This window comes from Mesorhizobium sp. WSM3879, assembly GCF_002294915.1.
Classification (GTDB): Bacteria; Pseudomonadota; Alphaproteobacteria; order Rhizobiales; family Rhizobiaceae; genus Mesorhizobium.
The window spans coordinates 78,858-104,754 of sequence record NZ_NSFZ01000003.1 but is presented as its reverse complement, the minus strand read 5'-3'; the positions used below and the strand labels follow the sequence as shown (position 1 = coordinate 104,754).

General features: G+C 64.9%; 21 protein-coding genes. 6 read left to right on the top strand and 15 right to left on the bottom strand.

All coding sequences use genetic code 11. The features are described from left to right. The first annotated feature begins 205 nt into the window (after positions 1–205). Both CK218_RS07040 and CK218_RS07035 read left to right on the top strand, forming a co-directional pair. Complete coding sequence (locus tag CK218_RS07040) at positions 206–1,531, top strand: folylpolyglutamate synthase/dihydrofolate synthase family protein (protein WP_095827280.1); 1,326 nt, start codon at positions 206–208, stop codon at positions 1,529–1,531. A gap of 29 nt (positions 1,532–1,560) precedes the next feature. After that, entirely contained in the window at positions 1,561–1,980 is a 420-nt protein-coding gene (locus tag CK218_RS07035) for a VOC family protein (protein WP_095827279.1), read from the top strand. 18 nt (positions 1,981–1,998) lie between these two features. Here the strand turns inward: CK218_RS07035 and CK218_RS07030 are convergent, their stop codons facing one another. From CK218_RS07030 to CK218_RS06970, 13 genes are all read right to left on the bottom strand, one after another. Further along, positions 1,999–2,280: a cupin domain-containing protein gene (locus CK218_RS07030; RefSeq protein ID WP_067002933.1), complete on the bottom strand. Its 282-nt coding sequence runs from the start codon at positions 2,278–2,280 to the stop codon at positions 1,999–2,001. Positions 2,281–2,410: 130 nt separating this feature from the next. After that, complete coding sequence (trxA, locus tag CK218_RS07025; RefSeq protein ID WP_041000044.1) at positions 2,411–2,734, bottom strand: thioredoxin; 324 nt, start codon at positions 2,732–2,734, stop codon at positions 2,411–2,413. A gap of 74 nt (positions 2,735–2,808) precedes the next feature. Continuing rightward, the gene (gene addA / locus CK218_RS07020) at positions 2,809–6,321 is read right to left on the bottom strand and encodes a double-strand break repair helicase AddA (RefSeq protein WP_095827278.1); all 3,513 of its coding nucleotides are present in this window, start codon (positions 6,319–6,321) and stop codon (positions 2,809–2,811) included. Next, positions 6,318–9,437, bottom strand: coding sequence for a double-strand break repair protein AddB (addB, locus tag CK218_RS07015; protein WP_095827277.1), 3,120 nt, complete (start codon positions 9,435–9,437; stop codon positions 6,318–6,320). Before addB ends, addA begins: the two co-directional genes overlap by 4 nt. A 60-nt stretch (positions 9,438–9,497) precedes the next feature. After that, positions 9,498–10,259 carry a nucleotidyltransferase family protein gene (locus CK218_RS07010; RefSeq protein WP_095827276.1) on the bottom strand — a complete coding sequence of 254 codons (762 nt, stop codon included), beginning with the start codon at positions 10,257–10,259 and terminating at the stop codon, positions 9,498–9,500. Beyond that, positions 10,256–11,767 carry a tRNA (adenosine(37)-N6)-threonylcarbamoyltransferase complex ATPase subunit type 1 TsaE gene (gene tsaE / locus CK218_RS07005; RefSeq protein ID WP_095827275.1) on the bottom strand — a complete coding sequence of 504 codons (1,512 nt, stop codon included), beginning with the start codon at positions 11,765–11,767 and terminating at the stop codon, positions 10,256–10,258. Before tsaE ends, CK218_RS07010 begins: the two co-directional genes overlap by 4 nt. Positions 11,768–11,773: 6 nt before the next feature. Next, on the bottom strand, positions 11,774–14,329 hold the full coding sequence (locus tag CK218_RS07000; RefSeq protein WP_095827274.1) for a PAS domain-containing sensor histidine kinase: 2,556 nt from the start codon (positions 14,327–14,329) through the stop codon (positions 11,774–11,776). A 188-nt stretch (positions 14,330–14,517) separates the two neighbouring features. Further along, entirely contained in the window at positions 14,518–15,918 is a 1,401-nt protein-coding gene (gene ahcY / locus CK218_RS06995; RefSeq protein ID WP_095827273.1) for an adenosylhomocysteinase, read from the bottom strand. Positions 15,919–16,089: 171 nt separating this feature from the next. Further along, positions 16,090–16,386, bottom strand: a complete 297-nt coding sequence (locus CK218_RS06990; protein ID WP_067002923.1) for an HPr family phosphocarrier protein — start codon at positions 16,384–16,386, stop codon at positions 16,090–16,092. Then, complete coding sequence (locus CK218_RS06985) at positions 16,383–16,784, bottom strand: PTS sugar transporter subunit IIA (RefSeq protein WP_067002921.1); 402 nt, start codon at positions 16,782–16,784, stop codon at positions 16,383–16,385. Before CK218_RS06985 ends, CK218_RS06990 begins: the two co-directional genes overlap by 4 nt. 164 nt (positions 16,785–16,948) lie before the next feature. Further along, positions 16,949–17,410 (bottom strand): serine kinase, encoded by a 462-nt coding sequence (locus CK218_RS06980; RefSeq protein WP_067002919.1) that lies wholly within the window; start codon positions 17,408–17,410, stop codon positions 16,949–16,951. Between the two features lie 34 nt (positions 17,411–17,444). After that, entirely contained in the window at positions 17,445–19,229 is a 1,785-nt protein-coding gene (locus CK218_RS06975; RefSeq protein WP_095827272.1) for a sensor histidine kinase, read from the bottom strand. A gap of 116 nt (positions 19,230–19,345) precedes the next feature. Continuing rightward, on the bottom strand, positions 19,346–20,047 hold the full coding sequence (locus CK218_RS06970; protein ID WP_006201274.1) for a response regulator transcription factor: 702 nt from the start codon (positions 20,045–20,047) through the stop codon (positions 19,346–19,348). Between the two features lie 340 nt (positions 20,048–20,387). Between CK218_RS06970 and CK218_RS06965 the strand changes: the two genes are divergently transcribed. From CK218_RS06965 to CK218_RS06950, 4 genes are all read left to right on the top strand, one after another. Continuing rightward, on the top strand, positions 20,388–21,998 hold the full coding sequence (locus CK218_RS06965; RefSeq protein WP_095827271.1) for a phosphoenolpyruvate carboxykinase: 1,611 nt from the start codon (positions 20,388–20,390) through the stop codon (positions 21,996–21,998). Positions 21,999–22,080: 82 nt separating this feature from the next. Then, positions 22,081–22,518 (top strand): alternative ribosome rescue aminoacyl-tRNA hydrolase ArfB, encoded by a 438-nt coding sequence (arfB, locus tag CK218_RS06960; protein WP_067002912.1) that lies wholly within the window; start codon positions 22,081–22,083, stop codon positions 22,516–22,518. A gap of 86 nt (positions 22,519–22,604) precedes the next feature. After that, positions 22,605–23,225, top strand: coding sequence for an alpha-ketoglutarate-dependent dioxygenase AlkB (locus CK218_RS06955; protein WP_095827543.1), 621 nt, complete (start codon positions 22,605–22,607; stop codon positions 23,223–23,225). A gap of 58 nt (positions 23,226–23,283) precedes the next feature. Next, positions 23,284–24,408, top strand: coding sequence for a phosphatase PAP2 family protein (locus tag CK218_RS06950; RefSeq protein WP_095827270.1), 1,125 nt, complete (start codon positions 23,284–23,286; stop codon positions 24,406–24,408). A 113-nt stretch (positions 24,409–24,521) separates the two neighbouring features. On the opposite strand, the gene coaA is transcribed toward CK218_RS06950, so the two are convergent. Together coaA and CK218_RS06940 are read right to left on the bottom strand one after the other, a co-directional pair. Further along, on the bottom strand, positions 24,522–25,481 hold the full coding sequence (gene coaA / locus CK218_RS06945; protein WP_067002907.1) for a type I pantothenate kinase: 960 nt from the start codon (positions 25,479–25,481) through the stop codon (positions 24,522–24,524). Between the two features lie 84 nt (positions 25,482–25,565). Next, a complete protein-coding gene (locus CK218_RS06940; RefSeq protein ID WP_095827269.1) occupies positions 25,566–25,889 on the bottom strand; it encodes a phosphoribosyl-ATP diphosphatase in 324 nt (107 codons plus the stop codon). Between the last annotated feature and the right edge of the window lie 8 nt (positions 25,890–25,897).

Genomic DNA, 25,897 nt, shown 5'->3' with positions numbered 1-25,897 from the left:
GTTTGCCGCCCACGCGATTGCGCCAACTGCGCTGCGCAGTAGCCGTTTGCGCATGATCCCTTTCCAAAACCGATCCCGGTTCGGGCTCATGCGCCAGAGCAATTCCAGCAAGAGTGCGTAGCGGTTTTGCGTCCGGAATTGCACACGAACGAAAAGCATTGAAGGCGATCCTGTTCTTTCGCCGCAAATGCTCTAGGATTCCGCCATGACAACGCTCGCCGCCGATCGTGAAATCGAACATCTGATGACGCTTCATCCGAAAGGTTTCGACCTTTCGCTGGACCGCATCGCCCGCCTGCTCGAGCGTCTCGGCAACCCGCAGGACCGGCTGCCGCCGGTCATCCACATCGCCGGCACCAACGGCAAGGGCTCCTGCGCCGCCTTCTCGCGGGCGCTGCTGGAGGCGGCCGGTCATCTCGTCCACGTGCACACCTCGCCGCACCTGGTAAACTGGCACGAGCGCTACCGGCTGGCCGCCGAGGGCGGCGGCAAGCTGGTCGACGACGATGTCTTTGCCGAGGCCATCGCGCGCGTCGCCAAGGCCAATCAGGGCCAGAAGATCACCGTTTTCGAGATACTCACCGCCGTCACCTTCATCCTGTTTTCCGAGCATCCGGCCGAGGCGGCGATCATCGAGGTCGGGCTCGGCGGCCGCTTCGATGCCACCAATGTCATTTCCCGGCCTGCCGTTTCGGTGATCATGCCGGTGTCGATGGATCACGAAGCCTATCTCGGCGACCGCGTTGAGCTGATCGCGGCCGAAAAGGCCGGCATCATGAAGCGCGGCTGCCCGGTGGTGATCGGCGCGCAGGAAAGCGAGACCGCGCTGGAGGTGCTGATCGAGACCGCGGAGCGGCTGGATTGCCCGACCGTCGTTTACGGTCAGGATTTCCTGGCCTTCGAGGAGAACGGCCGCATGGTCTATCAGGACGAGGACGGTCTGATGGACCTGCCGCTGCCGCGCCTGCCCGGTCGGCATCAGTTCGCCAATGCCGCCGCGGCGATCGCCGCGGTCAAGGCCGCCGGCTTCGAGATAAGCCATCGCGCTGCCGAAAAAGCGATGACTAGCACCGCGTGGCCGGCCCGGATGCAAAAGCTGACGCAGGGCAGGCTGGTTGAGCTTGCCCCAAAGGGCGCCGAGATCTGGCTCGACGGCGGCCACAATCCGGGCGCCGGCGTCGTCATCGCCGAAGCGCTGGCCGAGCAGGAGGAAAAGAACCCGCGCCCGCTGATCCTCATCGCCGGCATGATCAACACCAAGGACCAGACCGGCTATTTCAGCGCCTTCAAGGGGCTTGCCCGCCATGTCTACACGGTGCCGGTGAGCAAGAGCGATGCCGGTGTGCCCAATGACGAGCTCGCGCTGCGCGCCACCGAGGCCGGCCTGTCGGCCGAGCCGGTCAACTCCGTCGCCGACGCGCTGATGCTGTTGCGCGACAGCTGGGACGGTCCGGCGCCGCGCATCCTCATCGGCGGCTCGCTATATTTCGCCGGCGCCGTGCTGGACGAGAACGGCACGCCGCCGACCTGATAGCGCCGAGGCAGTCGCGAGGAGCAATCGTGATCAAGGTGAACCAGCTGGCCCACGTCTGCATCTTCGCGCATGACCTTGAGGCGACGCGCGGCTTCTACCGGGATGTGCTCGGCATGGACACGCGGTTCAACTTCCTGCGCGACGGCAAGATCTTCGGTTTCTATCTCGATTGCGGCGGCCGCAGCCATGTCGAGGTGTTCGAGAAGGCCGAAGCCCGCTACAGCGAGGCGAACCAGATCAACCACTTCTGCCTGGAGGTGGAAGACATGGACGCCGCGATCACCCATATCCGGTCGCAAGAGGTCGAGGTCACGGCGAAGAAGCTCGCTTGCGACGGCACCTGGCAGGCCTGGATCAAAGACCCCAACGGCGTGAAGATCGAGCTGTTCGAATACACGGACAAAAGCGCGCAATTCATCGGCGGCGATCGCGTCGCCGATTGGTAGCGGCGCCTGCCTCGAAGGTTATTTCAGCTCGATCTCGATAAAGGCGTATTCGCCGTCATTGGCGTTGATGACATCGTGCTCGACGCCTTCCCGGCGGAAATAGGGCGCGCCTTGCTTCATCTCCGCGAAGGATTCGCCGTCCTTGGTCACCAGCTTCACCTTGCCGTCCATCAGCGGCACGATGACATAGTCGTGGCCATGGCGGTGCCAGCCGGTGTTGGCGCCCGGGGCGAAGCGGTATTCGGTGACGATCACGCGCTCATTGTCGACGTGAACTGTGGCCTTGGCTGTTCCGGTCATGGGGCTCTCCTTTTCTTAAGGAAAGGAGATGGCTGCCCGAAGCGTCAGGGCCAGAGCGCCGTCAGCGATGGCGCCAAGGAAAAAGCCCGGCGCGATGGCCGGGCTCGATCTTTCTGATATTCGGATTGGCTCAGGCGAGGCTGCCATTGATCCAGTGCGACAGCGCCGTCTTCGGCGCCGCACCCACCTTCATGTCGGCCACTTCGCCGCCCTTGAAGATCATCAGCGTCGGGATCGAGCGCACGCCGTACTGGGCGGCCAACTCGGGATTCTCGTCGATGTTGAGCTTGGCGACCTTCACCTTCGAGCCGAGCTCCTTGGCGATGTCTTCCAAAGCCGGGGCGATCATCTTGCACGGACCGCACCACTCGGCCCAGAAATCCACCACAACCGGCTCCTTGGCATTGAGCACATCGGCCTGAAAATTGCCCTTGTCGACCTTGACGGTGGCCATGCTGAAATCCTTTCGAAAACTCGGGTTGCACCAAATGTGGTGGCTGTGGTGGCGATGTTCAAGCAGTTCTTGTGTCACGCTCCCGTGAGTCGGGCAAGGGCACCGTCCATGGCCGCTGTCGGCAGCTCGATCAGGCGCGGCGCCTCGGTGAACAGCAGCGCGGCCGTCACCGTGCGGCCCGGATAGAGCGGCTGAAGCAGCGCGCGGTAGAGCGCAAGCTGCAGGACATAGGCCGGCGGCACTTCGGCCAGGCTGGCCGGCGCCGGCCGGTTGGTCTTGTAGTCGACGATCGAGACCGTTTCCGCGGTGACGGCCAGCCGATCGATCTTGCCGGAGATCGAGCGCAGCCTGCCCCTTACCTCCAGGCCGCCCATGACGGCGACTTCCGCCCGCGAGGACGGCGAGAACAGCGCCCCGAAGCTTCTGTCGGACAGGATGGAAAGCACGGCTTCCAGCGCCGTGTCGCGCTCTTCGGCCGGCCAGTCGGCGCCGGCGCGCGCTAGATAGCGCTCGGCCGCGCTCCGCCTCCCGTCCTCGGCGATGCCGGGCAGCATCTGCAGCAATTTGTGCAGTGCCAGCCCGCGCATCACCGCAAAGCCGGGTTCGGTTTCCGCAGCGAGCACCGGCGAGCGCGTGTCGGGCAAGCTTTCCGTCGCTTCGTCGATCAGCGCCGAGGCGCCTGAAGGCGAGAGCGGCCGCGGCAAGTCCTCATAGGGCGGGAGCGGCCGGAACAGGCCGTCCGGCAGCGGCGCGGCATGATCGAACAGTATCGTCTCCTCAGCCTGATTGAGCGCCATCGGCGGCAGCTTGGTCATATGGAAGCGATGCACCGCCACGTCGGGTGTCGCCGGATGCGGCCGCTCAGCGCTTTCCGGCGCACCCAGCAGTGCCCGGCTGACAATCGAATGCCAGGTGCCGGTGCTCGGCGCGCGCTTGCCGTGATAGCCGCAGACGATCAGCCGGTCCTCGGCGCGCGTCATGCCGACATAGAGCAGCCGCCGGTATTCGTCGTCGGCAAGCTCGCGCGCCCGCGCCGAGGCCGCTTTCGAAACGCCGTTGGCGACGTCACTCGCCGAGCGCCAGAGATAGCCCTTGCCCTTCCAATCAGCGCCCGAGCTTTCGAAGGCCATCAGCCGCGGCAGGTGCTGGTCGCTGAACGGCGCCGAGCCGCCGTCGACCAGGAAGACGACCGGCGCCTCCAGGCCCTTGGCGGCGTGCACGGTCATGACGCGCACCTCGTTGCGGGTCTGGTCCATCTCGCGCTTGATCTCCGGCCCGCTGTTTTCCAGCGTCGAGAGGAAGGATTCCAGCCCCGGCAGGCCGGTACGTTCCTCAGCCAGGCAGAAACTCAGGAACTCGTCGAGGATGTCGCCGGCTTCCGGCCCGAGCCGGGCCGTCATCTTGCGGCGCAGGCCGTCACGCGAAAGCGCGGCGGCATAGAATTCAAACACCGGCTTGAACGCCACCTCAGTCGCCCAGCCATCGAGCCGGCTAACAACGGCGGCCAAGACCTCGTCTCCGCCGGCATGCTGCCGGAGTGATGCGATCAGCGACTGGCCCTTTGGCCGCTCGCCGGCGAGCGTGAGCAACGTCTCCTCGGAAACCTCGAAGATCGGGCTGCGCAGCACGGCGGCCAGGGACAGGTCGTCCTCCGGCTGGATCAAAAAATGGCCGAGCGCGATCAGGTCCTGCACGGCGATGTGGCCGGGAAGGCTCAGCCTGTCGGCGCCGGCGACCGGGATCTGCCGGTTCTTGAGGCTGCGCGACAGCGCGTGCACGAAGCGATCGCGCTTGCGCACCAGCACCAGGATGTCGCCGGCGGTCAGCTTGCGGCCCTTGCCTTCGATGGCCTCGCCGTGGCGCAGCCAGTTCTGGATCGTCGTTGCCACATGTTCGGCCACGCGCACGGCGGGCGCGCTGGCGTGGTTGACCGGCAAGGTCCAGTCGTCGGGCTCTTCGACCATTTCGGCGCCGATCGAGGGCCACACCTCGACATAGCCCGGCGCATCGATGCGGATCGCCTTGTGGCTGAGCGGATCGGGATCGTGGCTGATGCCGCGCCGCACGCCTGGTTCGGCGAAGACACGGTCGACGGCGGCGAGCACGTCGTCGCTCGAGCGGAACGACCAGGTGAGCTTCAGGTCGGCAAACGAAGCCTCCGCGTCGCGCACCCGCCCGGCAAACAAAAGCCGGCTTTCGGCAAAGGAATCGGGCGCTGCGCCTTGGAAGGAGTAGATCGACTGTTTCTCGTCGCCTACGGCGAACACGGTGCGCCGCACCGTCTCGCGCTGGCCGAGCCCGGCGAAGAATTCTTCCGTCAGCTTCTTCACCACTTCCCACTGGTCGGGACTGGTGTCCTGCGCCTCGTCGAGCAGGATATGGTCGATGCCCTGGTCCAGCTTGAACTGCACCCACGGCCCGGCATCGGGCCGCGACAGCAGGCTGACCGTGCGGGTGATCAAATCGTTGAAGTCGAGGAAACCGCGGCTTCGCTTCAGCTGCTCGTAGCGGGCGATCAGCCAGCCGGCGACCGTGAGCGCGGCAGCCGTGCCTTCGAGCATGCGGAACAGCGCCAGCCGTTCCGATACTTCAAGGATCGCCTTGGCCGCCGCGAGATAGCGCTCGGGCAGGTCGGGCAGCCTGTCGACCAGCGCTTTCTTGAAGATCTTCGGTGGATCGTAAGGGTCGCCATCGGAGCGCAGAAATGCCTTGACGAGCAGTCGCAGTCGCCTGATCGGATCGGCTTCGGCAAAGGCGGTCTGCGCATAGGGCAGCACGTTGTTCAGCACTTGCCGCGCGTCGGCGGCTTCGGCGGCGCGCGCGAATTCAGCGAACTGGCTCGGCGCAAAGCCTGGCAGCGGCCAGACCGAAGCGGCAATGCCGGCTGCCGTCTGGCCGGGGTTGAAGCCGAACTCGGCGAACAGCAGCCGGAAATCTCGGTCCTTGCCCAGCTTTTCGATAAAGGCGCGCAGTTCGTCGCGCTTGCCGACGATCTCGGAGAGCAGCATGTCGAGCCCGAATTCGCCGCCGCGCTCCAGCACCGTGGCAAAGGCTTCCGCCAGGCCTTCGACACCAGCGCCGGCACCCGAGATCATGTCGCGTCGCGCATCCGCGAAAAGCGAGGCCTCCATCTGGGGGTCGAGCATCTCGAAATGCGCCGGGATGTTGGCTTCGAGCGGGAACTGATGCAGCACCGATTCGCAGAAGGCGTGGATGGTCTGAATTTTCAGGCCACCCGGCGTTTCCAGCGCCTCGGCAAACAATCGGCGCGCGCGCCGCATCGTATCGCGGTCGGCCGCCCGCCCGTCGAGCGCCGCGATCCGTGTCGCAAGCTCGGCGTCTGGAAGCGCCGTCCACTCCGACAACGTCGAGAACACGCGGTTCGACATGTTGGCGGCGGCGGCGCGCGTGTAGGTCAGGCACAGGATCTTCGACGGATCGGTGCCGTTGAGCAGAAGCCGGATGACGCGTTGCGCCAGCACATGGGTCTTGCCCGAGCCGGCATTGGCCGAGACCCAGGCGGAATTTTGCGGATCGGAAGCGCGCGCCTGGCTGGCGGCGGTGTCGGAGGGGATGGGATATCTCATCCTTCCGCCTCGTCCTCGCTTGCGCCGCCGGCCGACCACTCCAGCACGCGCGCCAGATGGTCGTAGTCGCCATCGGCCTCGCCTTCACGGAATGGCAGCGCGCGCGACAGATAGCCGCTGGTCGGGTCAGCATAGTGGAAGAGCAGCCTTTCCAGCCGCGCCCACGCTTCCTCGGCAAGCTCGTTGGCGGTCTTCGGCTTGCGGTTGTATTCGAGGATCGATTCCTCGAACACCTCGCCGTTCGGCTTCAGCCGCACGAAGGCAAGCTGCGAGGGCTCGCAGATGCCGAGCTCCTTGAAGGCGCCCCGCCGAAGAAGCGCGCCCTCGAGTGCCAGCTGCGGCGACAGAAGCGTATGCGCCTGCGCCTTCGAAGGCGAGGAACCGGTCTTGTAGTCGAGGATGTCGGCCATGCCGCCTGCGAGAAGGTCGACCCGGTCGGCATAGCCCGACAGCGTGATGCCGGTGCGGCCGACAACGGTCTTTTCGGCGCGTTCCTCGGCATAGCGCCGGGCGACGGCGTCGGCGCGGGTATGCTCCCATTCGATGATGTTTTCCGCGAGCTTTTCGAAGCGCGGCCACCACACCGCCTCGATATCGGGCGGAAGTGCCGCGTCGGCAAAGCACGCGCGACCGGCCTCGATGAGGGCTGCCAGCGCGCCCGGCGCCCTCGGATCTTCCACCCTGCGCGAAAACAAATGCAGGATTTCGTGGAACAGCGTGCCGCGTTCGGCAGCGCCGGGGTCGCGGATCACCGGGTCGAGCGGCATCAGGCCGAGAATCCGCCTGGCATAGATCGCATAGGGGTCGCGGCGCAGCGTCTCGATCTCGGTGACCGAGAAATGCTGTGGCCGCAGGTGCAGCGGCGGTTTCGGCTGTGGGCGGGACGCGAAATCCTTCCTGTCGCCGGCATCGAGCGCGCGCGCCCAGGCAAGCAGCGCGTCGCCGCGCCGGCGAACTGCCGTCGCCTGGTCCTTGCCGATGAAGGTCAGGATGCGCTGCAGCCAGCGCGACGGCACCGCCGGCGCGTCGCCGGATCGGGCCGAGCGGGTCAGCACCACCGTTTCAGTACCCATCGCAATCTGGAAATCATGCGCGGCCAGGCCGATGCGCCGCTCCGGCGGCTCGAGATCGATGCCGGTCTTCATCAGCCGCGACATGAACCGGTCGCTCTCGGGCTTGCGCGGCCAGACCCCTTCATTGAGGCCGCCGATGACGAGCGTGTCGACGCTTTGCAGGCGAGCTTCCAGCGCGCCCCAGATGGCGATGTTGCGGTCGGTGCCTTGCGCCGGCTTGACCGTTTCCGGCGCGATCAGCGCCTCCATCACGTCGGGCCATTCGCCCGCATCGAACATAAACGGCGATGACGCGGCAACCAGCCCGCGCAGAAGCTCGGCGAGCTTCTCGCCGGCGTCGCCGGCATAGAGGCTGGTCAGGCTGTCATCGGCCGCGCGGCCGAGACCTTCCAGCGCCACGACGCTCGCCCGCGTCAATGTCGCGATATCGGCATCCTTCTCGCCGCGCATCGCCGTGAGCGGGGATAGCGCATCGGTGAGGCGATTGAGCACGCCCCGCGCCTCTTCGATACCGCGTACCGTGAGGCGCTGGAACCAGAAGGGCTGACGGCTGTCGCCGCCAAGGCCCGCGAGCCGCGTCTCGAAAAGCGCGTCGAGGGAAGCGACGTCCGGCCGGCCGGTGCCGCCGCGCAGCGCCACCAGCTCGATCAGCTCGGCAGCCTTGCGCACGCTCTGGCGTTCGAGACCGAGGCCAAGCAGCGGATGCTTGAGCAGCGACAATAGACCCACCGGATCGCCTGGCCGGAATGCTGCGCCTAGCGCCAGCCTGAGCAGGCTGGCGGCCGGCGTGTTGGCTAGCGGCGTGCCGCCGGAATCGTCAGCGACGACGCCGAAGCGCAGCAGCTCGGCCGAGACGCGTCGCGCCAGGGCGCGGTCGCCGGTGACGAGCGCCGCGCGCTTGCCCGGCATTTCCACTGCGCGCTTTAGCGCAATGGCAATCGCTGCCGCCTCGTCGCGCTCATTGGCAGCCTCGACCAGCGTCACGCCGGCCAGCGCCTGCTCGACATCGCTGACCGGGAAACGCGGCCGCGACTCCGTCCAAAGCTCGGTGGTCTCGGCCGGCCGCAGCGCCTCGCCGACAAGGGCGGCGCGTAATGCAAGCGGTCTTGACGCAGCGCCGATCTCCTCGACATCGCGGCGCTCAATGCCAATGCTGCCGATCAGCTTGGCGAGGCCGTATTGTGGGTGACCAAGTGTTGCCGGCCGCGCGCCGGGCGCGGTTATCGCCGCGAAGGACGCGTCGTCGAGCTCACGGTCGAGCCCGGGCAGCACGACGGCGCCGTTCGGCAAGCCGGCGATCACGGCAAGCAACTCGGCCGTGGCTGGAATGGAGCCGGTCGAACCGGCGGCGATCACCGGTCCGGTCGGCGGACTGCGCTTCAGCCGCGCCGCTTCCAGCCGGATCAGCGCGCTGCGGTGCGCGGCCGGATTGGAGCGGTCACGCTCTTTGAGCAACTCCGGCCAGTTGTCGGTGACGATGGCGAGGAAATCGAGCGTCACCTGCCACCAGCCGGCAAGGTTGCCGGTGACCAGCGTGGCGAGCTTCGCCCAGTCCGTCCCCTCGGTCTCGATCTCGTCCATCAGCCGGGCAAGGTCGCGCGAAAGCCAAATGGCGTCGGCGGCCGAGGTCGGCACGACGAACTCCTCGTTGAAGCGAGCCTTGACATGCGCCGGCAGGCTTTCCTTCCAGGCGCGCACCAGCGGCGCCAGCAACAGCAGCCTTTCCTGCGCGGCGATCGGCGGTGCGAGGTCTATTGCCGGTGCCGCCTCGGCATCAAAGGCGACCTCGTCCTCGTCGAACTCGCCGAGCGGCCGTACCGTCGGCAAGATGGCCGAGCGTCTGCCGAGCATGTCGACGAAGGCGCCGCGCAACGCGCGGGCTGCGCGCCGCGTCGGCACATAGATGGTCGCATCGGCCAGTGCCAGCGGCTCGCCGTCGAAGCGGAAGCCCGGGATCAGACGGCCTTCGAGCAACGCCTCCGCCAGCGTCGGTAGGAACGGCGCTCCGGACGGGATGGAAAGGACGCGGCGCGAGCCGCTCATACCGTATTAGATCGCCGTGCGCCCGTTTGAGCGCACAAACGACGATCTAACTCTTTGAGTCTACGCATCGTGCTTTCCAAAAATCGCACCCGATTTTTGGGCCGACGCGGTCGCGGGCGCGCCGGTGACCGCCGCTTCGGCCGCCGGAATGGCGTCCGGCGTCCCGACGGTGATCCAGCGGCCTCTCATCTTCATGCCGAACAGGCGGCCGGCGGCGATTGCCTTGTCGAAATAGGCGTTGATCGAATGCGGGCCTTCGGGCGCATCCTTGAAGATGTGCGGATCGATGATCGCGGCACCGGCATAGATCAAGCCGGCAGGGTCGCCTTTGGAACGGCGCAGCGCGCCGTCCGGCGCCACGAGGAAATCGGTGCCGACGCAGTGTCCGATCGCTGAGTCGAGATCGGTGAGCATCAGCAGAATATCCATTCTGGCGGCGTCCCATGCAAGGGCGAGGCGCTCGAGGCTGGGCTCGCCGCTGTCGATCCAGAACGTATCGGCATTGATGATGTAGAAAGGCTCGCTCCCCAAGAGCGGCAGCGCTTTGACGATGCCGCCGGCTGAGTCCAGCAAGCCCGCGCGCTCGTCGGAAATGACGATCTTCGGCGCCTGGCGGCCAGCGACATGGGCGATGATCTGCTCCGGCAGGTAGTGAACGTTGACGACGGCGCTGGCGACGCCGGCGGCTTCCAGGCTGTCCAACCCCCAGTCGAGCAAGGTCTTGCCGGCGATCGTCACCAGCGGCTTCGGCATCGTGTCGGTGATCGGCCGCATGCGCTTGCCGAGACCGGCCGCAAGCACCATCGCGGTCTTCGGCTTCATGGCGAGCGCTCCTCGAGCAGGCCGTGGGCCATGTAAAATTCCTTCAGGCCGGCAAGCGCCGGATGCGCCAGCGCCCGCCTCAGATAGTCGCGGATGCGCGGCAGGTGCTTCAGATAGTAGGGCTTGCCGTCGCGCTTTTCGAGCCGCACGAAGATGCCGAGGATCTTCGAATTGCGCTGCGCCGCCATGATCGCATAGGCCTCGGCGAAGCCGGCTTCGTCGAAGGCGCCGGCCGAACGCCGCGCTGCGACATAGGCTTCGACCGTCCGCCGCTCGATCTCGGTCGAGACGGTGACACGCGCATCCATGGCCAAAGAGGCGACGTCGTAAGCCGCCGGGCCGATCAGCGCGTCCTGCACGTCGATGATGCCGAGCCGATCGAGGCCGGAACGCTCTGCCCGCCAGATGATGTTGGGCGAATGGAAGTCGCGCAGCATCAGCGTGTATTCCTGGCCCTCGAGCCGGTCGAGCACCGCGTTCCATGCCTTGTGGTAGCCTGCCCGCAATTCATCGCTTGCCGGCTCGCCGGTGACCATCGGCACATACCAATCGACCAGAAGGTCCGCTTCGATCAGCATCGCCTCGCGGTCAAAGGGCGGAACGTCGTGGTACACGCCCGGCGCGGCCTCCATGCGGTCGGGCCAGGCCTTGCCATGCATCATGGCGAGCAGCTCCGCCGCTGCCTCATAGCGCTCGACGATCGGCTGGCCGTCGCCGCCCAAAAATCCTTCCGAGCCGAGATGTTCGAGCAGCAGAAAGCCCTGGTCGAGATCCTGCGCATGGGTAAGCGGCACGCTGACGCCGGCGGCGAGAAGTGCGCGGTCGATGGCGACGAAGGCGGTGACCGATTGTGCGGTGTGAGCGATCACGGCGTAAGGCTTGCCGTCCCGCACCGGCGGTCCGAGCACCAGGCGCGGCGAGTTCATCAGCACCCGCGGCGCCCGGCCGGGAAGCGAGGCGATCTCGTAGGAACGGGCGGACGCGTCGCCGACGAAATGACGGCGGCTCGCTTCGCCCCAGCCGGCCGAGGCCAGGAAATCACGCATCGCCAGCGAGCGCGCCGCGCGCTCGAAGGCGGCTCCCTGTCCGGAGATCCTTGCCGACCGGCCCGCGCCCTGCTCGATAAGCTCGACCTGGAGCGCATTTGCCGGCAGCTGGTCGCCGGCTCGGTCCGGCCATTCGATCAGTGCCGCGCCCTGCGCCAGCGCGTCGTCGAGGCCGAGCTCGTCGAGCTCGTCCGGCGAGGATAGGCGGTAGAGGTCGAAATGGTGCACGGGTATCCGCGTCTCGTAGCTCTGCACCAGCGTGAAGGTCGGGCTCGGCACTTCGAGGCCGGCGTCGTCGGCAAGCGCCCGGATGAGCGCGCGGGCCAGCGTCGACTTGCCGGCGCCGAGATCGCCTTTCAGCGCAATTGCGTCGCCAGCCCGCAGCGCCATGGCAAGGTCTTCGCCAAGCCTTGCGGTCGCCGCCTCGTCGGCGAGAAATCGTTCCAACACCGTTTCTGCCAAAGCGCGTTACTCGGCCGCTTCGCGGATGCCGCCGGAGGGCGTCTCCGGGAAGGTGCAGATCACGGTCGTGCCCTTGTCGGCGCCGGTCTCTATACGCACCGTTCCGCCGTGCAATTCGACGAAGCTCTTGACGATCGACAGTCCCAACCCGGCGCCGCGTCGGCGGCCGCCATTGGCGCGCGGCTCGAAGCGTCGGAAGACCGATTCCAGCACGTCCGGCGGCATGCCCGGCCCGTCGTCATGCACCGAGAATTCGACGCCGTCGGCCATTTGACGGCAAGTGAGCGTGATCGTGCTCGCCGCTGGCGCATAATTCGCGGCATTGCTCAACAGATTGTAGAGGATCTGGCGGACCCGGATCTCGTCGCCGTGGAAGCTCTTCGGCGCCGATGCAGCGTCGACCTTGAGCTTGATCTGATGCTCTTCCAGCCGGTCGGCGACCAGCTCGGCGGCCGCGGCGATCGTCCTGTCGATGCTCATCTCGGAAATGTCGAGCTGCATGATGCCGGCATCGACCGTCGCAAGATCCAGTATGTCGTTGACGATGGTGAGCAGCACCGAGGACGACGAGCCGACATGCTCGACATATTCGCGCTGCTTCGGCGTCAGCGGTCCCGTCGTCGGCAGCGACAGCAGTTCGGTGAAGCCGATGATGTTGGTCAGCGGCGAGCGCAGTTCGTAGGAGACGTGCTGCACGAACTCGTTCTTCAACTGGTCTGACTTCTCCAGCGCCTCGTTCCTGTCCTTCAGCGCCCGCTCGACATTGACGGTGTCGGTGACGTCGACAAAGGTCATCATCACTTGCCCGTTGGGCAGGTGGATCACGGCATAGCTCAGCACCGTGCCGTTGACGAGTTCCGCCTGGCCGTGGCGGTCGCGGCGTTCGTCGTCGAAGCCGGTGATGGCGGCGACGAAGCCGCCCCACGGACTGTCTGCCGCGCGTTGGTCGCAAAGATCGCGGATCGCCGAGACATGCACGTTAGCCTTGATCGCGTCCGGCGCCAGCCCCCACAGCGCGATAAAGGCGGGGTTGGACAGGCGCAGCCGCCCGTCCGGGCCGAACACCGCCACGCCCTCCGCCAGATTGTCCAGCGTCTCGCCCTGCACACGCACGGCGGTCTGATAGCGGCTTTCGAGGTCCATCTTCTCGGTCAGATTCTCGAACACCCAGGTGACGCCGCCCTTGGGCTGCGGGTTGGCCACCACGCGGATCGTCTTGCCGTCCGGCAGGTGCCACCAATGCTCCTGCGATTCGACGGCGCGATAGGCGCCGAGCAGGTTCTCCTTCCAGCGCCGCCATTCCGGCTGTTCGGCGATCTTGCCTTCGCTGCGCAGCCGGTCGAGCAGCAGCGCGTTGGAGGGGGCGCTGTGCAGAAAGCCGCCGTCCAGGCCCCACAGTTTCTGGAATGCCTGGTTGAAAAAGCGCAGGTTTTCGTCGGTATCGAAGATCGCCACCGCCGTGTTGAGCTGGTCGAGCGTGTCGGCATGGCTGCGCACGGTGCGCTCATATTCGGCGCGGATCGTCTCGATCGCGCTGATGTCGCACGCGAGCCCCGCCGAGCCGTCGGCGCTCGCAAAGTCGGTGACCGAAAACATGTGGCGATCACCCTCGATGACCGTCGACAATGTCTGCTCGAAGACGGGGCGCGACTTGTGCTGTTCGGCAATCTGCTCGCGCGCCTGTCCGCCGAGGAACTCCTTGGCTTCGCGCACGGCGGCCTCCGCGCTTTCCGCTTCGACCGCCTCGGCATAGGCACGGTTGACCCATTTCAGCCGACCGTCGGCCGCCCGCAGCCATGTCGGCATCTTCAGCGCGTCGAGCAGGCCGAGCATGGTATCGTAGTCGGCGCTGAGCCGCTGGTTCTCGATCTTCAGCCGGGCCTGGCTGCGCAGCGTTTCCGACAGCGATATGAAGCGGACCAGGACATGCGCGGCGCTCTTGCGGCCATGCACCTCCAGCGGCATGCCCGCCTGCGTTTCGATGACGAGGTCGAAAGTCTTCGCCTGGTCGCGCAGCGCCGCTATGGCGTTCTCGAGCGCCGCGGCGGAGCGCGGCATCAGCCAGCGGCCGAAAGCGAGGAAGGCGGACCGCTCGTCCGGTGCGCCGCTTTCGAGCGGCAGGCTGCCGATCAGCTCCGGTTTCTTGATCTCGGAACTCCACACGACGACGCGCTGGTCGCGCAAATTGAGCAGCGCCTCGGAGCGCTGCAAGGCCGCGTTGACGTCGGCGATTCGCGCCCTGAGCTGGACATTTTGCGACGCCGTCCGTGCCCGCTCGCGGATCAGGAAGATGGCCGAGACAAGGGCTGCCCCCATGACGCCGGCAAACATGGCAAGCTGCATCACTTCGACCGTGCTGACCGCCGCGGCCACGCCCGTATCGGCATGCGCCACAACGCTCAGCAATGGGGCGGCAGACGTGGCGGCGGCAAGAAGCGTGCCGAGACGGGCGCCGGCGCGCCATGAGAGGGCTCCGCCCGCCGCGGCGGAGCCGGTCGTGATCGAATCCTCGTGGCCGCCGGAAACGGCCTTTCCCGCGCGTGGCGGGTTATCCCCCGGCATGTCTTGGTCCTCTTCGCCGCTTGAATGCAAGACCGCCCTGAATGCGTCCCCGGCCCAACTGTCCCCGGACCGCGAATCACAACAATAACGCCTGCCGGAATCGGCGTGAAGAATCACAGGTGCAAAAAATGAAGCCGGGCGCAAAGTCAACACCCGGCTTCAATATGTTGTAGATATTTTCGTTTTGGTTAATAGCGGTAGTGCTCAGGCTTGAACGGGCCCTGCGGCGTCACGCCGATATAGGCCGCCTGCTCGGAAGAGAGCTCGGTGAGGCGCGCGCCAAGCTTGTCGAGATGCAGCCGCGCCACCTTCTCGTCGAGGTGCTTGGGCAGCACATAGACCTGGTTGTGGTACTGGCCGTGCTTGGTGAACAGCTCGATCTGAGCCAGCACCTGGTTGGTGAACGAAGCCGACATGACGAAGCTCGGATGGCCCGTGGCGTTGCCCAGGTTGAGCAGGCGGCCTTCGGACAGAAGGATCATCCGCTTGCCGTCCGGGAAGGTGATCATGTCCACCTGCGGCTTGACGTTGGTCCATTTCAGGTTGCGCAGAGACGCCACCTGGATCTCGTTGTCGAAGTGGCCGATGTTGCCGACGATCACCATGTCCTTCATAGCCCGCATATGGTCGAGCGTGACGACGTCCTTGTTGCCGGTGGTGGTGATGATGATGTCGGCGGTGGGGGCTGCGTCTTCCAGCGTGACCACTTCGTAGCCGTCCATCGCCGCCTGCAGAGCGCAGATCGGGTCTACCTCGGTCACCTTGACGCGAGCGCCGGCGCCGCGCAGCGAGGCCGAAGAGCCTTTGCCGACATCGCCGTAGCCGCAGACCACGGCGACCTTGCCGGCCATCATCGTGTCGGTGCCGCGGCGGATGCCGTCGACCAGCGATTCCTTGCAGCCGTATTTGTTGTCGAATTTCGACTTGGTGACGGAGTCGTTGACGTTGATCGCCGGGAAGGGCAGCAGGCCTTTCTTCTGCAACTGGTAGAGGCGGTTGACGCCGGTGGTCGTCTCCTCGGTGACGCCGCGGATCGCTTCCTTCTGCTTGGCGAAGAAGCCCGGCGAAGCCTTCATGCGCTTCTTGATCTGGGCGAACAGGATCTCTTCCTCTTCGCTGCCCGGATTGGACAGCACGTCCTCACCCGCCTCGGCGCGCGCGCCGAGCAGAATGTACATGGTGGCGTCGCCGCCGTCGTCGAGGATCATGTTGGACGTGCCGCCGTCGGCCCACTGGAAGATCCGGTCGGTGTAATCCCAGTAGTCCTGCAGCGACTCGCCCTTGATGGCGAAGACCGGAATGCCGGCCTCGGCGATCGCCGCGGCGGCGTGATCCTGGGTGGAGAAGATGTTGCAGGAGGCCCAGCGTATATCGGCGCCCAGCGCTTTCAGCGTCTCGATCAGCACCGCGGTCTGGATCGTCATATGCAGCGAGCCGGTGATGCGCGCGCCCTTGAGCGGCTTCTTGTCGCCGAATTCCTCGCGGCAGGCCATCAGGCCCGGCATCTCGGTTTCGGCGATCTCGATCTCCTTGCGGCCCCAGCCGGCAAGCGAAATGTCGGCGACCACATAGTCCTTGCTACCCGTCATGGCAGTGCTCCGGTGTGATTGTCTTCAAAAGCGCGCCGGCGCCGGGACGGCGCATGGAGGGCGCGGATTGCCGGCCTGACTAGCAGATCGGCTGCCAAACGACAATGGGATATAAAGAAATCTTTATTCGTGCATGTCTTTCGAGACGATGCGAGCAGCGAGCGGCAACCGTCAGATTTCCTCGCCGAAGCGCGAGGCGACCAATTGCTCCAGCGCGTCCATGGCCGGACCGGCTTGCGGACCGCTGGCGGTGACGCGGATCGAATAGCCGGGGCTTGCCGCCAGCATCATCAGGCCCATGATCGAGGTGCCGCCGACCTTCACGCCGTCCTTCTCGACATGGATGGTTGCGTCGAAGCCGCTGGCGACCTGGACGAACTTGGCCGAGGCGCGGGCATGCAAGCCGCGCTGGTTGACGATCGGAAACTCTCGCACAACCTCGTCTCTTTCCGGCGCATGGGCGTTCATTTGCTGCTCAGAAGCTGGCTGGCGACGTTGATGTATTTGCGCCCCGCGGCCTGCGCCTCGTCGAGCGCGGCCGCCATGTTGTCGCCCTTGCGGACCGAGGAGAGCTTGATCAGCATCGGCAGGTTCATGCCGGCGATGACCTCGGTGCGGCCCGATTCCATCACCGAGATGGCGAGATTGGAAGGCGTGCCGCCGAACATGTCGGTGAGCACGATGACGCCGGCCCCGGTGTCGACGCGTGCCACCGCGTCGACGATGTCGGCCCGGCGCTTCTCCATGTCGTCGTCGGCGCCGATCGCGACCGTTTCGAAATTGTCCTGTGGCCCCACCACGTGTTCGACGGCATGCCGGAACTCGGTGGCGAGTTGACCGTGCGTCACGAGCACGAGTCCGATCATTCTTTGGTGGCTCCCGTCATCGCCGCTTCACTGGCGTATTTTATGTTCGCCAACCATTCCAGGCGGCGGGAGCGCTATCTTGTCGACGCACGGCCGGTTGACAAGCCCAAAATTGCGACGGCCCGGTCCATTTTGACGCATTGCAGCAAAAAATCCGGACCGGATCATGAAAAAGGCGCTATCGACAGCCGCGCCATCACGGCCGGCACGCCTGTGACAACATTGCGCTCGGCAAGATCGATGCGCGGCACCGGGCAGCCCGCGACCGGCTCGCTGATTTCTTCCTGGAAGCGGGCCATTTCCTCTTTCGGCACCAGCCGGACGTGCAGGTCGATCACGCCGCCCGGCTCGAACGGCAGCGGGCTCGGAATGAAGCCGGGCACTTCGGCGAGACCGGCGATGGTGGCCGGCGCCCGGCAGACCAGCCGCCCGTGACGCGGGGCGGCAAGCAGCCTGTCATCGCCGATCAGTCGCGAAAACAGCCCGCGCACCCGGCAATGGTCGATGAGCGTCAGCGCCAGCGTCGTCTTACCGGCGCCGGACGGCCCGGTGATGAGGACGCCGCGATCGCCGATCAGGATCGCCGTTGCGTGGATATTTTCGGGCTTCACGGCAGGATCGGACATGATCGTTTCTTCGAATCGTGTCTGGGAACGGAGATCAGCCTTCGGCCGGCAGGGTCACCACGAAGCGCGCGCCCTTGATCTCGCCCGGCTTGGTGCCGGGGATGTTTTCCGCCGTCAGCGTGCCGCCATGCGCTTCGACGATCTGCCGGCTGATCGACAGGCCGAGGCCGGAGTTCTGGCCGAAGGCCTCGCCGGCGGGCCGGTCGGTATAGAAGCGCTCGAAGATGCGGTCGATCTTTTCGGCTCTGATGCCCGGACCGTTGTCGTCGACGGTGACGATGTTGAACTTGCCGGCGCGCGCCAGCGAGATGGTGATGTGGCCGTGTTCCTCGGGAACGAAGGAACGCGCGTTCTCGATCAGGTTGGTGATGACCTGGCCTATCCTCAGATCATGGCCGACAACGACGTAGCCTTTGACGCCCTGCGGCAGCTTGGCGACCTTGAGCTCGATCTCGACCGACTTCTTGTTGCGCGTCGTCTCGCGCGAGACCGCGACAAGATCGGTGATGAACTTCTTCAGATCGACCGTCGAGGCATCCTCGCGCGCCAATTCGGCGTCGAGCCGCGAGGCATCGGAAATATCGGTGATCAGCCGGTCGAGCCGCTTCACGTCGTGCTGGATGATTTCCATCAGGCGCGCGCGTGAGGTGTCGTTCTTGGCCAGCGGCAGCGTTTCGACCGCGCTGCGCAGCGAGGTCAGCGGATTCTTGAGCTCGTGCGAGACATCGGCCGCGAAGCTTTCGATCGCCTCGATGCGCGCATAGAGCGCGTTTGTCATGTCGCGCACCGCGATCGACAGATTGCCGATCTCGTCCTGACGGTCGGAGAAGTCAGGGATCTCCTCGCGGTTCTTGACGCCGCGCCGCACCCGTACGGCGGCAGCCGACAGCCGCCGCAGCGGATTGGCGATGGTGGAGGCCAGCAGCAGCGAGAGGATGGCCGTGACAAGAGCCGCGATGCCGAACACGCGCAGGATCGCCTTGCGTTCGGCCGCGACGATCTTGTCGATATCGCCGCCTTCGGTGGACAGCATCAAGACCCCGAGCACGGCGCGGAAGCGCTGGATCGGCACCGCCACCGAGACGATCTGCTCGCCCTGCTCGCTTACCCGAACGATGGTCGAAGGACTGCCGGTCAGCGCCTTGACCACTTCGGGGAAGGCCGCGCCATTGCCGCCGGGCTGTTCGTGATAGACGGGCAGGTCCTTGTTGCGGAAGAAGTCGAAGACGAATTTCTCGACGCGTTCCAACAGGCCGGGCTGCTCGTCGCCGACAGGCGGCAGGTCGTAGCGCAGGATCTGGCCGCGCGAATAGAGATGCCGCGAATCGAGCAGCAGGTTCGCGTCGCGGTCGTAGATGCGGGCGCGCGTGCGGGTCGGCGAGATCAGCCGCCGCAGCACCGGCGCCACGCGCTCGGGATTGATCGGGAAATCGAGATTGTCGAGCTGGTCGGAGCCTGGCCCCAGGCTTTCGCCGGCCTGCAGCTCGAGCAGCTTTTCCGGATCGATGCTGATCGAGTCGGTCTCGACCGTCGCCGAGGCCGCGATGGCGCCGGCGATGATCTCGCCTTGCGTCATCAGGCTTTCGACGCGCGCGTCGATCAGCCCGTCGCGGAAGGTGTTGAGATAGAGGATGCCCGTGACCAGCACGGCGAGGCCGGCCAGGTTGAGAAACAGGATGCGCCGCGTCAGGCTGGAGAAGATGTGGTGGCCGAGGAAGCGGCGCATCGGCACCGTGATCTTCGACAGGAATGCAGGCACGATACGCGACGGGCGCTTCGCCGCGCCCGCCCGCCTGCCTCGCTCTACGTCCACTGCCATCAACTAGCAGTCCCTGTCCGGTGAATGGTGCATGGCGAATGGAAAAATGGGGCGCTTCGATAGAGCCCGGTGGGCCGCTCGCACCATCCACCATTCACCATTGCCTATTCAATATATCAAGCCTCCCGAAACCGGTACCCGACTCCGTAAAGGGTTTCGATCATCTCGAAGTCGTCATCGACGGCCTTGAACTTCTTGCGCAGCCGCTTGATGTGGCTGTCGATGGTGCGGTCGTCGACATAGACCTGCTCATCATAGGCCGAGTCCATCAGCGCATCACGGCTTTTTACCACGCCGGGGCGCTGCGCCAGCGAATGCAGGATCAGGAACTCGGTTACCGTCAGCGTCACCGGCTCGCCCTTCCAGGTGCAGGTGTGCCGCTCCTGGTCCATCACCAGTTGGCCACGCTCGAGCGAGCGCGCCTGCTGGCTGGGCGCCTTGGCGGCCGCCTCGCGGGCGCTGGTGCGGCGCAGCACCGCGCGCACCCGCTCGACAAGCAAGCGCTGCGAGAACGGTTTGCGGATGAAGTCGTCGGCCCCCATCTTGAGGCCGAACAGTTCGTCGATCTCATCGTCCTTCGAGGTCAGGAAGATCACCGGCAAGTCGGATTTTTGCCGCATCCGGCGCAACAGCTCCATGCCGTCCATGCGCGGCATCTTGATGTCGAGGATGGCGAGGTTCGGCGGCCGCGCCGCCAGGCCTTCGAGCGCCGACGCGCCGTCGGTGTAGGTTTCGACGCGGTAGCCCTCGGATTCGAGCGCGATCGACACCGAAGTCAAAATATTTCGGTCGTCGTCGACAAGCGCGATTGTTGCCATTTCAAGCGGCTCCCTCATGAGCTGTCCCTTCTGTCGTCGAGAAAGGGCTTTTGCAGGACAAATTGGGTACAAAATGTGGCACGGGCCTTGTCCGAAGTCACGGGCGGCCTGCCGCTACACACGATCGCACCCGTAACCGGATTGGACGAACGAAGCCTGCCAATCCTTTGGGCAACCTCTGTGATTTTTTGCACATATAAACGATTTAAACAACTTTCAAAATTTTTAAATCGATTAATGATTTGATATCATTCGCCTTTTCTGGTTCTGACCCTAACTAGTCCCTTGCGCGTTCCGGCAATGACCGGTCAGACGCGGCCAAAATCCGGAGAGGAAATTGATGTCGGAAGCCGGCAAACGCAACCCCGACCGCGCCATTGACGCGATCGGCCTGAGGACCACGGGCACGGTGCGATATAATTTCGGCGCTGCCGAGCTCTATGAGGAAGCGATCCGCCGCGGCGAGGCGAAATTGACGGCGCAGGGCGCGCTGGTTGCCGAGACCGGCCAGCACACCGGACGCTCGCCGAAGGACAAGTTCGTCGTGCGTGACGACAGCACCGCCCCGCATGTCTGGTGGGAAAACAACAAGGCGATCTCGCCGGCGCAGTTCGAGACACTGCTCGCCGATTTCCGCGCCCATGCTGCGGCCAAGGATCTCTATGTGCAGGATCTCGTCGGCGGCGCCGATGCCGAGTTCCAACTGCCGGTTCGCGTCGTGACGGAATTCGCCTGGCACTCGCTGTTCATCCGCAATCTCCTGATCCGCCCGCAAGCCGCCGAGCTCGACCGATTCGTGCCGCAGATGACGATCATCGACCTGCCGTCCTTCCGCGCCGACCCGGCCCGCCACGGCACCCGCGCGGCGACGGTTATCGCGGTCGACCTCACCCGCAAGATCGTGCTGATCGGCGGCACGTCCTATGCCGGCGAGATGAAGAAATCGGTGTTCACCGTGCTGAACTACCTGCTGCCGCAAAAAGGCGTCATGCCGATGCATTGCTCGGCCAATGAAGGACCCGCCGGCGACGCGGCCGTCTTCTTCGGCCTTTCCGGCACAGGCAAGACGACACTGTCGGCCGATCCGTCACGCACGCTGATCGGCGATGACGAGCATGGCTGGGGCCCGCACGGCATCTTCAATTTCGAGGGCGGCTGCTACGCCAAGACGATCAGGCTTTCGGCCGAGGCCGAGCCGGAGATCTTCGCCACCACGCAGCGCTTCGGCACCGTGCTGGAAAATGTCGTGCTCGGCGCCGACCGCGTGCCGGATTTCGACAACGGCAGCCTCACCGAAAACACCCGCTGCGCCTATCCGCTGGACTACATCCCCAATGCCTCGAAGACCGGACGCGCCAGCCATCCCAAAAACATCATCATGCTGACCGCCGACGCCTTCGGCGTGATGCCGCCGATCGCCAGGCTGACGCCGGCGCAGGCGATGTATCATTTCCTCTCCGGCTATACGGCCAAGGTCGCCGGCACCGAAAAGGGCGTTACCGAGCCGGAAGCGACCTTCTCGACCTGCTTCGGCGCGCCCTTCATGCCGCGCCATCCGTCAGAATACGGCAATCTGCTGCGCGAGCTGATCGCCGGCCACGGCGTCGATTGCTGGCTGGTCAACACCGGCTGGACCGGCGGCGCCTATGGCACCGGCCGTCGCATGCCGATCAAGGTGACGCGCGCCCTGCTCGGCGCGGCGCTCGACGGCTCGCTCAATGCCGCCGAATTCCGCACCGATGCCAATTTCGGCTTCGAGGTGCCGGTGGCGGTGCCGGGCGTCGACGGCGCCATTCTCGATCCGCGTTCGACCTGGGCCGACAAGGCGGCCTATGACCGGCAGGCTTCCAAGCTGGTCAACATGTTCGCCGCCAACTTCGAGAAATTCGAAACACATGTCGACGCGGCCATCCGCGGCGCGGCACCGCGCCTGCAGGAGGCGGCGGAATAGCTGCCGCTCCGAACATCTTCCTTCAGGGCCCGGCTTCGGCCGGGCCTTTTCTTTTTCCCGCCGCCGCGCCATGACTGTGCGCATGAATGCCGACGACAGGATCATCATCGCCAGTGACGCGGTCATCCATCCGGACGACCTGCACGAGGATTTCATCCGCTCTTCCGGCCCGGGCGGCCAGAACGTCAACAAGGTGGCGACCGCCGTCCAGCTGCGCTTCGACGCCGCCAATGCGCCGGGCCTGTCGGAGCGGGTGCGGGAGCGCGCCATCAAGCTCGCCGGCCAGCGCGCAACCAAGGATGGCGTCATCGTCATCGAGGCCGGGCGCTTCCGCACTCAGGAACAGAATCGCGCCGACGCGCGAGCCAGGTTGACGGCACTGGTCGCCAAGGCGGCCGAGCCGCCGCCGCCGCCGCGCAAGAAGACGAAGCCTTCAAAGGGCGCCGTCGAGCGGCGCCTCAAGACCAAGGCCGGGCGCTCGACGGTGAAGAAGCTGCGCGGCCGGGTTGAAAGCGACTAGGGGCCGACATCCGACGACGGCCGCTTTCGGGTCGCGAAGCCGTTCTGCCGGTGGCATGCTCGGACGAACTGATCGGATCGAATGCCATGCTCGTTCTGCCCAAGGGCGTTCGCCATATGCCGGGCTATCTGCCGCGCATGGAGCAGGAAGCGCTGGTCGAGGAGATCAGGCGCGTCGTGCAGGCGGCGCCGCTTTATGTGCCGGCCATGCCGCGCACCGGCAAGGAGATGAGCGTGCGCATGACCAATTGCGGCGCGCTCGGTTGGGTGACCGACCGCGAGCGCGGCTATCGCTACCAGCCGATGCACCCGGTGACAGGCGAGCCCTGGCCGCCGATTCCCGAAGCCCTGCTAAAAGTGTGGCGCGAGGTGTCGGCCTATCCGCATCCGCCGGAAGCCTGCCTCGTCAATCTCTATTCGAGCGAGGCCAAGATGGGCCTGCACCAGGACCGCGACGAGCAGGATTTCGCAGCACCCGTCGTTTCGGTGTCGCTCGGCGACGACTGCCTGTTTCGGGTCGGTCACACCACGCGCGAAGGCGGCACCAAGTCGTTCAGGCTGAAGAGCGGCGATGTCGTCGTGCTTGGCGGGGAGGGACGCCTCTGTTTCCACGGCGTTGACCGCATCTACCCAGCGACCTCGGCGCTGTTGAGGAGTGGCGGCCGTATCAATCTGACGCTGCGGCGGGTAACCGTGCCCGCAAGCTAACGAAATCTAGAAGTTTTCCTCATAAAGACGGGCAGCTATTGCAGCTTGGGGCTCGGCAATGAGGGAAAGCTATTCGGTCCTCCGCGGCCTGTGGGCAATCGTCACGGAGGCAGCCCAACTTGTTCGCAGGGATTCGGGCCTCTATCTGGCCATCGTCATTTATGTTTTGGCCGGGCTGATCTTTCTGAACGCGATTGGCGCGGCCGACCGCCTCGCGTTCTCGATATATTTCGGGTCCTGGATTTCTCTCAATGGCTTCGCACTGCCCACAATAGCAATCCTTGCCGACGCAATTCTCATTGTACATCGCTTCAATTCCCGGCGACGTTTGGCTGCGAAAAGAGTGTTTTCGACCGGGCGGTTGGCATACTCGCTATCGGGATTGTGCCTTCTGATGGCGCTCATGATCTTTCAGGGCAATTTCACGTCCGTGAAGAACGGAATGTCAGCCTGGCAAGGCGGTTTTCAATTCGATGTCCTGCACGCGGACATCGACGCTTTCCTCCATTTGGGCGCCGATCCGTGGCGCTGGCTCTACTCCGTGGCCGAAAGTGATCTGGTGCGCGCCATAATAGAATGGAACTACAACGTCTTCTGGTTTTTGCTGAATTTCGTCGGGTTGTTCTTCGTAGCGACATCGCCCATGGTGGCATCGGTCCGAACGCGCTATCTCGCCTGCTTTATGGCAGTCTGGATTGTTGTCGGGAACATCCTGGCGGCGCTGTTCCTCTCGGCGGGTCCGGCATTTTACGGCGCGGTCACGGGAGACACGGCGCGGTTTGGTGAACAGCTTGCATTCCTGGCCCGCGGGGCTGGGTCGAGCAACTCCGCTGCCGCCTACCAGCAGTATCTATGGTCGCTGTATGAGGCCAAGCAGACCGGTTTTGCCACGGGTATCTCGGCGTTTCCCAGCGTTCACGTCGGCCTTGCGATGCTCAATGCATTATTCGTGCGCGAATACAGCCGCCTGCTCGGCGTCTTCGCTCTGCTCTACGTAGCCTTTGTTGCTGTCAGCTCGGTCTATCTGGCATGGCACTATGCAATAGACAGCTATGTAGCCGTCGTCGTCGTGTCTGTGATTTACGTCGTCGCTCGCAAGCTGATCCCCGCCGACCGTCGCCTCGTGCCGACCATGCCGGTCGGAGCCGTCAACCGTCCCGTGGCGGCCGCTACGGTCTGCTGAGACCCGGCTCCTTATCGAAGCTGCCGCCGGCTAAGAACAAAGACTAATTTGAAAACGCGTCGCTTGAATCGGCGCCAGGCCATGCGCTTTAGGCGCCGGTCCGCTGGATTCGATCAGAGTTTCCGCAATGCCACCTCTTCGACCAGGTGGTTGGCGCCTTTGCGCAGGATGAGGTCGGCGCGCGCCCTGGTCGGCAGGATGTTCTCGCGCAGGTTCTTCAGGTTGATGTTGCTCCACAGGCCCTCGGCGATGGCGCGGGCGGCATCCTCCGACAGCTGTGAATAGCGGTGGAAGAAGGAGTCCGGGTTGCGGAAGGCAGTCTCGCGCAGTCGCATGAAGCGCTGGGTGTACCACTGGTGGATCAGCTTCTCGTCGGCATCGATATAGATGGCGAAGTCGAAGAAATCCGACAGGAACGGCACGATCTTGCCGTCCTTCGGCAGCTTGCCCGGCTGCAAAACATTGATGCCTTCGAAGATCAAAATGTCCGGCCTGTCGATGGTGACGAACTCGCCCGGAATGACGTCGTAGGTCAGGTGCGAGTAGACCGGGGCCCGGACGTCGCGCTGCGCCGACTTGATGCCGGACAGGAAGCGGAGCAGGGCGCCGACGTCGTAGCTTTCTGGAAAGCCCTTGCGCTCCATCAGATTGTTGCGGCGCAGGATCTCGTTCGGCAAGAGGAAGCCGTCGGTGGTGATGAGATCGACCTTCGGGCTCGACGGCCAGCGCGCCAGCAGTTCCTTGAGCACGCGAGCGGTGGTCGATTTGCCGACGGCGACCGAGCCGGCGATGCCGATGATGAACGGCGTCTTGACGACGTCCTGCGCGTTGAAGAAGGCCTGGCGCTGCCTGAACAGCAGCTGGCTCGCCTCGACATGCGCCGAAAGCAGACGGGAAAGCGAAAGATAGATGCGCTTGACCTCTTCGAGGTCGACCGGGTCGTTGAGCGAACGCAGCCGGTCGATCTCGTCCTCGGTCAGCGTGAGCGGCGTGTCGGCGCGGAACTGTGACCATTGCTCGGCCGAGAAGAAACGAAAGGGGGAGTATTTCTCGGTCGGAGCAAGCTGGTCCATCGAGTCTCCTGCCCTCCTAGAGCATGATGCCGAAAAGTGTGGAACGGTTTTCGGACGACATCATGCTCTATCCGTCTTTAGCGGTCAGCCCCGGGGCCGGGACGCCTTTTCGGCGACGCCCGAGCGGCCGGTACGGCCCTCGAGCTCCTTCAGCACGTCCTGCAGCGGAATGCCCGCGATGCCGAGGACTACCAGCCAATGATATAGAAGATCGGCGCTTTCCGAAACGAGGGCCTGCCTGTCGCCGCGAACGGCGGCGATCACGGCCTCGACCGCTTCCTCGCCGAGCTTCTGCGCCGCCTTGTCCATGCCCTTGGCGAACAGTTTCGCCGTCCATGACTCCGGGTCGCCGGAATGGGCGCGCTGATGGATTATCGTTTCCAGCTCGGCGAGCGAAAATTGAGCCATAGCAGTGG